The following is a 12,600-nucleotide window of genomic DNA, read 5'->3' as shown; positions in this document are numbered from 1 at the left end:
GGAATAACCTCCCACTGCCCCGACGTTGTGGCCCCGCAGGGGGCCCTCACGACCCTTACGGGATCTGTTCGAGCATCCCCTAAGGGTCCCGCCTCGCCCTAAACGCCCTGCCTGGCGCCCCGCGTCGGCCGTGCCGCGAGCCGGGCGCACAGGGCTGCCAGGGGGAGTTCGGCCGCGACGGCCATGGCTATCGCGGCGCTCAGGTCCGGGCCCGGGGCGGCGGTGGCGAGGTCCATGCAGGCGTCGGCGAAGAGGAGTATGGCCGCGGCGGCCGCGGGTGTGCGGTGGCGGAGGTCGGCGCGGAGCAGACGCGTACCGGCGGTGAGGAGAGCGGCGGCCTCCAGGGCGTCGAGGGTGACCCAGGCCGCCGCCTCGGCGGGTGGCAGGGTCCCGGCGAGGTAGCCGAGCCAGGGCAGCAGGGCGAGGCCGGCGGCCGCGAGGATACGACCCTGCCAGCGGCGGACGAGGCCGAGGCAGGTCGGCCCTCCGCGACCGGCCCCGGCCTCGCGGGCCTTGGCGGTCTTGGTGGCCTCCGCGCAACTTCCGTTGTCGGCAAGGGGGCTGAAGGCGATGAGGGCCACGGCGGAGGTCTCTTTCGGTCGTCTCGAACCCGGCCTTCGGGCTCGTGAACCACTCTCCGTTTTCCGCTGGCCGGAGTCAGTAACGCCGCTGTCCGACCTGGGGTGGCACCAGCTACACCCCCGCTCCGGACAGCAGCTGCATGGCAGGCCGCGGCGCTCGCCGCATACGGTTGGATCATGCACATCCCGCCCCGGCTGCGGCGCGCGCTCACCCGCCTGAACCGTGATACGGCCTTCCTCGCCCTGGGAGCACCGCTCCACCTCTTCATGGGGTTCCTCCTGTTCATGATCTTCGGTCTCGGTATGGACACCCTCATGGGGCGGAGCAGCGACGCGCCGGTGGTCCTGGGGTTCGCGCTGGTGCTGACGGTGTTCTCGGTACCGGCACTGACCGCGGCCCAGTGCTGGCGTTTCCGGCAGGTGCTCGGGATCGACATTCCCCGGTCGGGGTGGCAGCGGCCGTGGCGGCAGTTCGGATACCACTGCCTGGCCGGGGCTCTGTTCGGCGGGCTCGAAGCGCTGGTGGTGGGGCTGCTGCTGGCCGGGGTGGCCGCGTCGCTGACCTTCGTATGGATCTACGCGCTGCCCTGGCAGTGGCGGCTCGAGCACATCGGCTACACCACACAGGTGGGGTACGTCTCCGTGGCCGGGCTGCTCGCGCTGGCCGTCGTCCCGGCCCTGGCCGCCGCCCTCGTTCGCCTGGAGAGCCAGGTGGTGCCCACCCTGCTCGGCCGCAGCAGGGAGGAGGACCTTGCACGCCGGGTCGAGGACCTCACCGCGAGCCGGGCCGGGGCGGTGGACGCCGCGGATGCCGAACGTCGGCGCATCGAACGGGATCTGCACGACGGTGCCCAGCAGCGGCTGGTGTCGCTGGCGCTGAATCTGGGGCTGGCCAAGGCGACGCTGACGGATCTGCCGCCCGAGGCGCGGGAGGTGATCGACGCGGCGCACCGGGAGGCGAAGGAGGCCATCGAGGAGCTCAGCAGCCTGGTGCGCGGGCTGCACCCGGCGGTCCTGGACGAACTCGGGCTGGACGCGGCACTGTCGGGACTCGCGGCCCGCGCCCCGCTGCCCGTACGGCTGCGGGTGGATCTGCCGCAGCGGCTGACACCGGCCGTCGAGGCGGTCGCGTACTTCGTGGCCTCCGAGGCGCTGACGAACGTCGCCAAGCACGCACGGGAGGCGACCCGGGCGGATGTGACGGTTACCCGGCTGGGCGGGATACTGCGGGTGGTGATCGCCGACGACGGTGCGGGCGGGGCCGATCCGTCCAAGGGGAGTGGCCTTACGGGGCTCGCGCAGCGTGTGCGGTCCGTGGACGGGACGTTCCGGATGAGCAGCCCGGTGGGGGGTCCGACCGTGATGAGCGTAGAGCTGCCGTGTCCGATGTGACGGATGCTGTGCCTGAGATGACGGGCGTCGTGCCCGAAGTGAGGGGTAGGGGTGTCGTGCCCGATATGAGACGTGCCGTGATCGCCGAGGATTCCGTGCTGCTGCGGATCGGGCTGGTCAAGGTGGTGGAGATGGCCGGCTTCGCGGTGGTGGCCGAGGTGGGGGACGCGCACGGACTGCTGGCCGCCGTCGAGGAGCACCGGCCCGACCTCGCGGTGGTGGACGTCCGGATGCCGCCCGGCTTCACGGACGAGGGCGTGCGCGCCGCGCTGTCGATCCGCCAGGGCTGGCCCGCGACCGCCGTGCTGATGCTCTCCCAGTACGTCGAGGAGCGGTACGCCGCCGAGCTGCTGGCCACCAACACCAGCGGGGTGGGCTATCTGCTCAAGCAGCGGGTGGCGGATGTCGAGGAGTTCGTCGAGGCGCTGCGGCGGGTGGCGGACGGCGGCACCGCGCTCGACCCGCAGGTGGTCGCCCAGCTGCTGGTGCGGCGGCCGAGTGATCCGCTGGAACGGCTGACGGCCCGGGAGCGGGAGGTCCTCGCCCTGATGGCCGAGGGCCGTTCCAACGCGGGGATCGCTGCCCAGCTCGTGGTCAGCGAGAGCGCGGTCGCCAAGCACATCAACAACATTCTCGCCAAGCTCGACCTGCCGAAGGCGGACGCCGACCACCGCCGGGTGCTGGCGGTGCTGCACTTCCTGGGGGTGGGGGGCTAGAAGTTGGCGGTGGTGGGCGCGGGGGCGGGGCGGCGGAGGGGCGGGGCGGTTCGGACCCTTAGGGGGCGGTCGAACGGATCCCCTAAGGGTCGCGAGGGCCCCCTGCGGGGCCACAACAGGGGGAGGGCGGGCGGTATTCCCGTGGTCGAGATTCCCGAGGCCGAGGCCGAAGCAGAGCAGAAGCAGAAGCCGGCCAGGTCGGGCAGGTCGGGCAGGTCGGGCAGGTCAACCAAGCAGGCCAAGTTGGCCAGGTCGGGCAGGCAGGGGCGAGTTGTCCAGGTCGGTCAGGCAAGGCCGAGTTGGCCAGGTCGGTCAGGCAGGGCCAAAGTTGGCCAAGTTGGTGAAGTTGGCTGTGTGGGGCGCATCCATTGGTCCCTCCCACGCGTCTCATGAGAGAGCGGCTTTCCTCAAAGGGCCGCACCGCAGGGGTATTTGGAGTATTCAATTTGAAAACTAGCATCAAGGGCATTCACCGCGTTTCTGCGGTCGCCCTCACCGCTGGAGCTGTCCTGACCGCAGGGGTGTTCGCCGCCCCGGCGCAGGCCGCCACGCTCCCCCAGCCCACGATCACCGCCCAGGGCGGGTTCGTGATGGACAACGGCACCGGCAAGAGCCTCTTCACCAAGGCCGCCGACACCCGTCGCTCCACCGGCTCCACCACCAAGATCATGACGGCTCAGGTGGTGCTCGCACAGCCGAAGCTCGACCTGGACGCCAAGGTCACGGTCCAGAAGGCGTACAGCGACTACATCGTCGCCAACAACTGGGCCTCCTCGGCCAAGCTGATCGTCGGCGACAAGGTATCGGTCCGTCAGCTGCTGTACGGGCTGATGCTGCCGTCCGGCTGTGACGCCGCCTACGCGCTGGCCGACAAGTTCGGCACCGGGTCCACCCGGGAGGCGCGGGTGAAGTCGTTCATCGGCAAGATGAACACCACCGCCAAGTCCCTCGGCATGAAGAACACCCACTTCGACTCGTTCGACGGGATAGGGCGTGGGACGAACTACTCGACACCGCGTGATCTGACCAAGCTCGCCAGCAGCGCGATGAAGAACTCCACGTTCCGCACGGTCGTGCAGACGAAGTCGACCAAGCAGAAGGTCACCACGAAGTCCGGCGGCTACCGCTACATGGAGTGGACCAACACCAACCCGCTGCTGGGCAGCTACGCCGGCACCATCGGCGTCAAGACCGGCTCGGGCCCGGAGTCCAAGTACTGCCTGGTCTTCGCCGCCACCCGGAAGGGCAAGACCGTGATCGGTACGGTCCTGGCGTCCTCCTCGGTCGGCAACCGCACCACGGACGCCAAGAAGCTGATGGACTACGCCTTCAAGAAGTAGCCAGTAGCCCACCGAGGGGCCACCGGGGACGTAGGAACCGGCGGCCGTAGGCGTAGGGCGTTGTGGTGCAGGGGCCCGCTCGCGATCAGGTGTCGTGGGCGGGCCTTCGTCCTGTGCGGCCGGCTCAGCCGCGCAGGCCGCGCAGAATCAGGTCGCGGACGGCCTCGAAGTCGGTGGCGATCTCGGGGCGGGACCACTCGGCGGCGTAACACGGGTCGTGGAAGCGCCCGGTGGCGTCGAAGACGGCGCGGGCGGTGGTGGCGGGGGAGGGGGTGTGGAAGGCACCCTCGCCGACACCGGCCTCGATGATGGTGGTGAGCTGGGCCTCCAGATCCGTGACGTGCCGGTCGACCACGCCCCCACTCTCGCCGATCAATGTCATATATGTGGCGAAAAGTTCGGGGTCGTCACCGGCCTTGTGCCGCTTGGCCTCGAAGAGGGCGGTCAGCCAGCGGTCCAGGCGCTCGGGAGCGGGGCCCTCCTCGGTGACGATGACCGACAGCTCCTCGCTCGTACGGTCCAGCCAGCGCTCCGTGACCGCCTCCCGCAACGCCGCCTTCGTGCGGAAATGGCGGTAGACGCTCCCATGGCTGACGCCCAGGGCGCGCGCCACGTCCACGACCGTGGCCTTGGCCGGGCCGTAGCGGCGCAGCACCTCCTCGGTGGCTTCGAGGATGCGCTCGGGGGTCAACGTCTCGGGGGGCATGGGGCGGGCCGGCCTTTCTGGGAGAGCGGGCGGGGCAGAGGTGCCCGGTATGCAGCCAGGTACGTATGTACGTAGGGACGGTACCTGCCCTTGCCCCGTCTGCGCCCCGGGGTGCGAGCCTGGGGCGCAGGTCGCCCTGTGATGGCCGGCCCCGCCCGCTGAGCCAGGCGCCCGGAGCGAGGGCTCCATGCCGGCCCTGACGTCGGCATCCCGCGCACGTGCCCTGGCGGTCAGTGCTCGCTGTCCAGGTGGGCCATCTGATCGGCCGGGTAGCGGTCACCCGCCGCGGCGTCGGCCGGGACCGCGCGCTCGACCGCGGCCAGGTCGTCGGCGTCCAGGGTGACGTCCAGGGCGCCGAGCGCCTCGGCCAGCCGGTCACGGCGGCGGGCGCCGACCAGCGGGACGATGTCCTCGCCGCGCGAGAGCACCCAGGCGATAGCGGTCTGGGCGACCGAGACACCCTTCTGCTCGGCTATCTTCCGCAGCGCCTCCACCAGATCGAGGTTGCGCGCGAGGTTCTCCCCCTGGAAGCGGGGGCTCATCCCGCGGAAGTCGTTCGCGGCGAGCTTGCGGTCACGGCTGAAGTGGCCGCTGATCAGGCCACGGGACAGCACGCCGTACGCGGTGATGCCGATGCCCAGCTCGCGGGCGGTGGGCAGAATCGCGTCCTCGATGCCGCGGGAGATGAGGGAGTACTCGATCTGGAGGTCGGAGATCGGGGCGATGGCGGCGGCCCGGCGCAGCGACTCCGCACCCACCTCGGAGAGGCCGATGTGCCGGACATGGCCGGCGTCGACCAGCTCGGCGATGGCGCCGACGGTCTCCTCGATCGGCACGTCCGGGTCGATGCGGGCGATCCGGTAGATGTCGATGTGGTCCGTGCCCAGGCGCTGGAGGGAGTACGCGGCGAAGTTCTTCACCGCGTCCGGCCGTCCGTCGTAGCCGGTGAAGCCGCCCTCGACGGTGCGCAGGGCGCCGAACTTGACGCTGATCTGTGCTCGCTCGCGAGCGGCCGCGGGGGCGGTGCGCAGGGCCTCGTTGATCAGCAGTTCGTTGTGGCCCATGCCGTAGAAGTCGCCGGTGTCGAGCAGGGTGACGCCGGCGTCGAGGGCGGCATGGATGGTGGCGATCGACTCACTGCGGTCGCTGTCGCCGTAGAGGGCGGACATGCCCATGCAGCCGAGGCCGAGGGCGGAGGTCTGCGGGCCGTTGGTGCCGAGGGTGCGGGTCTGCACGGAGAGCTCCTGAGAGGGGAGGGGTGGGGAAGGGATGGATATGGCGCTGCCTGCTGACTTGCTGCATGCAGCTGCCGCCGTGAGTCGACTATGGCATGACGGCTGACAGATTTCAATATCTGTTAGTCGTCCATCGAAATTCCCGTTGCCTTCCGACCGCCTCAGCGCGCCGTTCGCACGTCCTCAGCTCCCCCTGGCCCGTCCCCATCGGACAGGCCCTAGCGCACGGCCCGTGGCAGCCGCAGCCCCAGCAGCGTCGTGCCCGCGACGATCGCGAGCTGGGTCAGCAGCGCGGCGAGCAGTGCATCGCGGATGCCCACGGCCGGGACCAGGGCGAGGAAGAGGGAGCCCAGCGTGGCCACGCCGAGCGCCAGGCCCGATTGCTGGCTGGTGACCATGACGCCGCCGCCCACCCCGGCCTGTGTCACCGGCAGCTCGCTGAGCACGATGCGCATCAGCACCGGCAGAACCAACCCCTGCCCGAGGCCCAGCACCGTCATGCCCGGCGCGAGCCCGGCCACCGAGACGTCGGGCCAGCCGGCGCGGACCGTCAGCGCCAGGGCGGCCAGCCCGGTGCCCTGGATCAGCGAGCCGGTGATCACGACGCGGCGCCCGAAGCGCTGCACCAGCCGCGGGCCCGCCAGCGAGGCGAAGAAGTACGCGGCACAGAGCGGGGCGAGGGCCAGGCCGGCCGCGAACGGGCCGTAACGCAGGCCGTTTTGGAGGGCGACGGCCACCACGAACATGAAGCCGCCGAATCCGACGGAGAATGGCACGATCAGGGAAAGGCCGCTGTGGACCGACCGGATGCGCAGCAGGGAGGGCGGTACGAGAGGTGTACGGCCCGCCCGTTCGGCGCGCCGCTCGACGACCGCGAACGCCGCGGCGGCGAAGGGGAAGACGCCCAGCAGCACCCATGACCACAGCGGCCACCCGGCCGCGCGCCCCTCGGTCAGCGGTAGCAGCAGAGTGACCAGCGCCAACGCGAGCAGCGCGGTGCCGGGACCGTCCACCCGGCTGGGGTGCGGCGAGCGGGTCTCGGGCACCGTACGGACGCTCAGCAGCCAGGCCGCCGCGGCGATCGGCACATTCACCAGGAAGACCGCCCGCCAGCCGCTGCCCGCCAGATCGGCCGCGATCAGCAGCCCGCCGAGCACCTGGCCGAGGGCGCTGGAGACGCCCGCCGTACCGCCGTACAGGCTGACGGCCTTGGCGCGCCGCCTGCCGGTGGTCGACGCCTGGATGGTGGCCAGCACCTGCGGCAGCAGCAGCGCGGATGCGGCGCCCTGGGCGACTCGGGCGGCCACCAGGGACCAGGCGTTCGGCGCCAGCCCGCAGGCGAGCGAGGTCACACCGAAGGAGGCCAGGCTCCACAGGAACACCCGGCGGCGCCCGATCATGTCGCCGAGCCGCCCGCCGAGGACGAGCAGCATGGCGTAGGCGACGCCGTAACCGGCCACCACCATCTCCAGCATGGCGGGGCCCGCGTGCAGATCGTGGTCGATGCTCGGCAGGGCGACATTGACGATGAAGAAGTCGATCATCGGCAGCGCCGCGCCGAGGAGGACGGTCAGCAGGCCCAGCGGGGTCAGCAGCGGGGCGGCCGCCGACCGGTGCCAGGTGGGCGCGGACGGCGGTGCGGGGACGGTGGTCTGAACGTGGGTATCGGTCACGATCACGACGATCGTGGCCCGCTCAGACGGGTACCAGAGTGTCCTTATCCTGGTATTTCCTCTACCTGGCAACCGGCTGCGACCTACGGCAGGCTCGGGGCATGACCGTAGATGCGCCCTTGACGCAGGCTGTCACAGCCCCTGGCACCGCCGCCCCGCGCTGCCACTCCGCCCGCCGCGCCGAGCTGGCCGCGTTTCTGCGCAGTCGCCGGGAGCGGATCACCCCGGAGCAGGTCGGCCTGCCCCGAGGCACCCGGCGCCGCACCCCCGGGCTGCGCCGCGAGGAGGTCGCCCACCTGGGGACGATCGGCGTCACCTGGTACACCTGGCTCGAAAGGTACACCCTCCGGGATACACACCAGATGGCGCCTGCCTGAGCAGCACGGAGCCCCGCCCGCACGCCGCCGACAGCGCGCAGACAGGGCCGTATTCGCGTCCTACTGGACGTGTGCGCGGGTGCTCTGGTCCCGCAGTTCGCCTAGCCGCCGCTGGTACAGAGTCCCGGCAGCGTGGGCGCCCCTCTCCTGGCTCGGCGTCGCCTGTTCGATCAGGTGATGGGCCACCGCTTTCAGATGGGCCGACCACGCCAAGACGTGCTGCTGCGCAGTTCGCCCGCACGCCTGCGGCTCGCCAGGAAGACACAGCGGAAGATCCGGGCCGACCTTGTTCGCGGCGTGCCGGATGTACCGGGCGATGACGGCCCACTCCTCTTCAGTTCGCTGTACGGCGCTGGCATTGCCGTCCGTACCCCACGGGCCGAAGTCGTCGCCGTGATCGTGCATGTCCGTGCTCCCTGGTGATCTCAGCGGGTCAGGCGGGTGCGCCGATCGTAGCCGTCTCCGTAACGGCGTCGGTCTCCCTTGGGTCGCAGTGCCCCACAGAGGGAACGCACGGCCCACAGGGCCCGCACATGGGGAGGAACTGCGGAGGCGTGCACGACTGCGCCCCCTCTCCGTGTACAGCCGTGATGTCGGCCGTTACCTGCGCCATCTGCGCGCCGCCCCAGATGTCAGCGAGCGGCGTCGTCAGCACGTTCCCCAGGGTCAGGAAGCGCCCCAGCACGCACGGCCATACGTCGCCGGTCGGGCCGATAGCGCACTTCTCATGGGCGCAGTGCCCGCACAGGTCCCCGATCGTCGGCGCGGCGCCCTTGCTGGCCCGTCCGAACGCCCGCGTACGGTCCCCGCCGACCTCTTCCACCCCGAGCGCCAAGAGGTCCTGCGCCGCCTCCTTAGCACGCTGCCCCTGGTTCACGGTGACGACTCCGCCCCGCAGCGGGATACCGAGGTCTAGCGCCTTGGCGATGTTCGCGCGGGTCCGCTTGTGGGAGCCCCGGAGCCGGGTCACCTTGTCGTGGTCGGCGGCCGTGTCCGAGTAGTACGACGTGGCGAGCTTGGCCCCGCACGCCTTGAACGTCTTCCACAGGGGTTCGCGGATGTGGGTCAGGTTCGAGAACACCTCGACCCCGAGCCCCGCCCCGTGGGCGTGCTGGATCAGGTCCGCAAGGTGCGGGTACAGCGTGGGTTCCCCGCCGATGAACTGGACGTCGTCAACGCCGATCTCCGCCAACTGATCAATTACGCCTGCCCAGTTGCGCGCGGTCATCGTGCCGTGCGTCCCCTTGGGGGACGAGTCGGCATAGCAGTGATCACAGGACTCGTTGCAGAATCCCGTGACCTCTAACCACGCGAACTTGAGCCGGTTTTGGGCAGCGCTCATTGCCAGACTCCTAGAGACTGTGGATGTGTGAGTTGCCCGCCCCTCAAGCGGTCTGCGCTGCGTGGGGGAACACGTAGTGCGCGCCTTCCTGGTGACCGCGAGAGGGGCGGGTGATGGGCCCCGCCCGGCCGACTCCGCTTCACGGGGGCGTGCCGACCGGACGGGGAGCTAGAGGCGGGCCGTCAGCACGTAGCCGCACGCCGCGTAGGTCACGAACGTTGAGGTGAGCACGAGGGCCCGGAGCACCCAGCGTCCGAAGCGGTTCATGGGGTGCCGTGCCGCACGCAACCGGCGATTCGACAGGGGGGCGTGGGGTTGCCCTGGGGGATGTAGACCACCCCTGACACGGGGTCGCGCGCTCCGCCGTACTCATCCCACCAACCGGGCGGAGAGTCCGCGTACGGGCCGTCAGGGGCGTCTATGAGGCTCACTAGCTTCGGGGGCGGAAGCGGGGGTGCGGGTCTGCGCTGTAACCGCGCGGGGGCCACCATCACTTACCGGCCTTGGCCTTGACCATGCGAGCGCACAGCCGGTCCACCTCGTTGGGCGGCTTGAACTCCGTGGTCTCCCAGTCGTCGCCGTCGCCGTTCAGTGGTGCCAGCGTGACCGTGCCGGTAGGCCCGTCCCAACCGACAGCCGTGCCCACCTCCCCCCGGCTCACATCCTTGACGAGGACGCCCAGGTTGGGCACCCATGCCGGGGGGACTATCCCCGCCGATGCGTCGGCAAGGTTCTGCCTGCGCTGTCGGTCTTCACCTGTTCTGTGCACCATCTCTCGGCCCCTGGTCTGTTCGCCGTTGGGATACCGAGAAGCTACGACCACGGAACGGGGCAATCCACGGACGTAGCGCGGCAGTTGGAAGCATGATCGCTCCTAACTACCGCGCTACGCAGTAGCTGGCCGTAGCTAGCCCAACACACCCAGGTGCGTAGCCATGGCCCGCATCTCAGCGGTGAGCCTGCGCTTGCGGCGCTGAACGATCGCCGCCATGACGTCCTGCGCCATGCGCTGATGCCGAAGCCACTGAGGATTGGCGTAGTCCACGGCCGTCAGCCGGTCGAGGGCCTTGTCATGCTCCCCGACCTTGACGAATGCCGTCGCCACGGTCAGCCGATGCCGGTTCCACTCCTTATCCGTCTCAGCGATGCGGGCCGCCTTCATGGCGTGATCCGAGAACCGGGCCTTTCCGGTGGATTCGTCGATCACGCGGTAAGGGTCTCCGTGTTCCGAGATCAGCTCATCCTCAAGCCCCTTCATCCCGGCAACAGCGCTATCAAACCGGCCGAACCGGTGGCGAGTATCGGAACGCTTCCCCAAAGCGGCAGCGGCAGACTGAGCGAAGCGCCGAGCGTCCGCGCTTTCCTCGGGGCGGTTGTTGCGGACAGCAGCGGCAGCCGCTTGCAGAGTGAGCCATCCCCATACGGCCAACCTCTCCGGGGACGCCTTAGAGATTCGTGGCTCTAGGTTCTCCGCTGTCTCGATAGCGGCTCGCTCCGCGTCATCGAAACGGCCTTGACGCAACAGAAGCCATGACATGATGACCACGGCATACCCAGCCGTGTTCATATCCTCTACGGATCGTGCGTCTTGGATGGCGCCGGACAGTGCGTGATACGCGAGATCGTATTGCCGAACCTGCGTCAGATAGCGACCACCCAGCAAGTACGCTTCGGCCCGCGCTGAAAGTGCTTGCGTATGTTCGTCGCCGTTGTCGAAGTACGAGACGGCCGTATTCGCGTCCCGGATCATCTGCGGCATCTTCCCGGCGACAGAACCGAAGTTATCCGAGTCGTACGCCGACGAACCAGCGCGGACTACTTCCAGCAAGGCGGGAAGGTTGGGTTCCTCGTCGGGCCTTTCGCTGGCACTGTCCAGGATGCTCAGCGGCGGGGTAAGAGCACTCCGCAATTCGGCCAAACCCACACGGGTTGGGTCTTCACCCCGAACAGGCTCCGGTGTGTCAGAAGCCATCAGTTGAGAGGTCTTCACATGCAATGCGCGAGCCAGGATGTGAAGGGTTTCGATGCGGACGTTTCCGCCCTGCTCCAGCTTGGCGACAGTGGAGGGCGCGAGGCCAGCAGCGTAGGCCAACTGTTCCTGAGTCAGCCCAGCCAACCGCCGGTACTTCCTGACGTTCTCCCCTAGAGCGCTCATGATCCCCGCCTAGTGCGTGTGGTGTCGTGCTCCGTCCATCCAGCGTACGCCCGACCATGGGCCCCAAGTGCAGCGAACGCCCCACCCCTGACGTGCCGAGAAGGCGCCAGAGGCCATGGAAACGAAGGCACTCAACTCCCGTGCGCAGCAAGGGCTGCACCCCCAGCCGGCCGAGAAACCGAGGTTTCCTCCACCTGGGATTCCAAGGCGCCCCGCGAACGCCAAAGACCCCCGCCAGCCACCCCAGCGAAGGGGCGACCAACGGGGGTCTCGTCAGGCAGCGTCACGAGCAGCGTGGTACCGGGCTCGGCGGCCCACGAGGATCTGTTCCCGGTGCTGCCAGTAGTAGGCCCTCATGGATGCCCGGACGCATGGCTTGCAGTCGTAGCGGAGCCCGTCCGGGGCGTTCGACAGCGCGTAGAACTCCGACCGGGGGCGATACACCCCACACCGGCAACAGGGCTTCGTGGTCACGACGGATCACCCGCCCCGATCGCCCGGTTGAGCGCGAAGTTGTGGGCGCTCCGAGTCTCGGCCCGAGTCGGTCGCCCCGGCCTGCGCGGGTCCTGCGCCGCCTGTAGCTTCGCCGCCCTCATCAACTCGTCGTACTCAGAAGGGAGTTCAAGAGTCTTGACTAGGTCGGAGACGGACCGGCGGTGAGCCCGGACCTCAGCGAACAGGGGGTTCGCGACCGGCTGTCCCATCGAGCCCTTCACGGTCGGCGGGGCGTCGTCGGCGGCCTCTTCGAGCCTGGCTAGCTCATCCTTGGCCCGCGCGATGTGTTCGGCCTTGGCCCACTCGTCGGCGTCGAGCCGCCAATACCGGGTCACGGCATCGAACCAGCGCGATCCTGGGGGCATTTCAGGGTGTTCAAGGGAGTCGGGTAGCGGCTCCGCGAATCGGTCTGCCATGGGAAATCCTAGGGTCTGAAAAATGAGGGGTCTGAAATGAGTTGCACACGAAGGGAAATGCTATTGGCACCCGCTGCGGAGAGAGAGCCGAGGGAGGCACCCCCCAGGGGGGACGGTGGGGGTGTGAGCGCGGCACAGTGCCATCAACTCGCAGTCATCAGCGCTGAGTTCC

At 69.3% G+C, this 12,600-nt stretch carries 12 protein-coding genes and 1 pseudogene; 4 read left to right on the top strand and 9 right to left on the bottom strand.

What is annotated here, in order from left to right; translation table 11 throughout:
- Positions 1 to 98 precede the first annotated feature (98 nt).
- Positions 99 to 581 carry a hypothetical protein gene (locus AZE13_RS25535; RefSeq protein ID WP_079124360.1) on the bottom strand — a complete coding sequence of 161 codons (483 nt, stop codon included), beginning with the start codon at positions 579 to 581 and terminating at the stop codon, positions 99 to 101.
- Positions 582 to 758: 177 nt separating this feature from the next.
- On the opposite strand from AZE13_RS25535, the gene AZE13_RS25530 reads away from it, so the two are divergent.
- From AZE13_RS25530 to AZE13_RS25520, 3 genes are all read left to right on the top strand, one after another.
- Positions 759 to 1,973, top strand: coding sequence for a sensor histidine kinase (locus tag AZE13_RS25530; protein WP_066936590.1), 1,215 nt, complete (start codon positions 759 to 761; stop codon positions 1,971 to 1,973).
- Between the two features lie 65 nt (positions 1,974 to 2,038).
- Positions 2,039 to 2,689 carry a response regulator gene (locus AZE13_RS25525; protein ID WP_066936587.1) on the top strand — a complete coding sequence of 217 codons (651 nt, stop codon included), beginning with the start codon at positions 2,039 to 2,041 and terminating at the stop codon, positions 2,687 to 2,689.
- 446 nt (positions 2,690 to 3,135) lie between these two features.
- A complete protein-coding gene (locus AZE13_RS25520; RefSeq protein ID WP_066936584.1) occupies positions 3,136 to 4,029 on the top strand; it encodes a D-alanyl-D-alanine carboxypeptidase family protein in 894 nt (297 codons plus the stop codon).
- 124 nt (positions 4,030 to 4,153) lie between these two features.
- On the opposite strand, the gene AZE13_RS25515 is transcribed toward AZE13_RS25520, so the two are convergent.
- The 3 genes from AZE13_RS25515 to AZE13_RS25505 form a co-directional block, all read right to left on the bottom strand.
- Positions 4,154 to 4,735 carry a TetR family transcriptional regulator gene (locus tag AZE13_RS25515; protein ID WP_066936582.1) on the bottom strand — a complete coding sequence of 194 codons (582 nt, stop codon included), beginning with the start codon at positions 4,733 to 4,735 and terminating at the stop codon, positions 4,154 to 4,156.
- 230 nt (positions 4,736 to 4,965) lie between these two features.
- Entirely contained in the window at positions 4,966 to 5,970 is a 1,005-nt protein-coding gene (locus AZE13_RS25510) for an aldo/keto reductase (protein ID WP_066936579.1), read from the bottom strand.
- Between the two features lie 218 nt (positions 5,971 to 6,188).
- The gene (locus AZE13_RS25505) at positions 6,189 to 7,643 is read right to left on the bottom strand and encodes an MFS transporter (RefSeq protein ID WP_066936777.1); all 1,455 of its coding nucleotides are present in this window, start codon (positions 7,641 to 7,643) and stop codon (positions 6,189 to 6,191) included.
- A gap of 101 nt (positions 7,644 to 7,744) precedes the next feature.
- On the opposite strand from AZE13_RS25505, the pseudogene AZE13_RS25500 reads away from it, so the two are divergent.
- A pseudogene (locus AZE13_RS25500) lies at positions 7,745 to 8,002 on the top strand (XRE family transcriptional regulator); the annotation flags it as partial.
- 78 nt (positions 8,003 to 8,080) lie between these two features.
- On the opposite strand, the gene AZE13_RS25495 reads toward AZE13_RS25500, so the two are convergent.
- The 5 genes from AZE13_RS25495 to AZE13_RS25475 all read right to left on the bottom strand — a co-directional run bounded on the left by AZE13_RS25495 (position 8,081) and on the right by AZE13_RS25475 (position 12,428).
- On the bottom strand, positions 8,081 to 8,425 hold the full coding sequence (locus AZE13_RS25495; RefSeq protein WP_066936573.1) for a hypothetical protein: 345 nt from the start codon (positions 8,423 to 8,425) through the stop codon (positions 8,081 to 8,083).
- Positions 8,426 to 8,453: 28 nt separating this feature from the next.
- Positions 8,454 to 9,362: a radical SAM protein gene (locus AZE13_RS25490; RefSeq protein ID WP_079124359.1), complete on the bottom strand. Its 909-nt coding sequence runs from the start codon at positions 9,360 to 9,362 to the stop codon at positions 8,454 to 8,456.
- A gap of 490 nt (positions 9,363 to 9,852) precedes the next feature.
- Positions 9,853 to 10,053, bottom strand: a complete 201-nt coding sequence (locus AZE13_RS25485; RefSeq protein ID WP_066936570.1) for a hypothetical protein — start codon at positions 10,051 to 10,053, stop codon at positions 9,853 to 9,855.
- A 216-nt stretch (positions 10,054 to 10,269) separates the two neighbouring features.
- Entirely contained in the window at positions 10,270 to 11,517 is a 1,248-nt protein-coding gene (locus tag AZE13_RS25480) for a helix-turn-helix domain-containing protein (protein ID WP_066936568.1), read from the bottom strand.
- Positions 11,518 to 11,987: 470 nt separating this feature from the next.
- A complete protein-coding gene (locus AZE13_RS25475) occupies positions 11,988 to 12,428 on the bottom strand; it encodes a hypothetical protein (protein ID WP_147264721.1) in 441 nt (146 codons plus the stop codon).
- Between the last annotated feature and the right edge of the window lie 172 nt (positions 12,429 to 12,600).

This window comes from Streptomyces sp. NBRC 110611, assembly GCF_001590865.1.
Classification (GTDB): Bacteria; Actinomycetota; Actinomycetes; order Streptomycetales; family Streptomycetaceae; genus Streptomyces.
The sequence above is the reverse complement of the archived record's forward strand: the minus strand, read 5'-3'. Positions and strand labels throughout refer to the sequence as shown.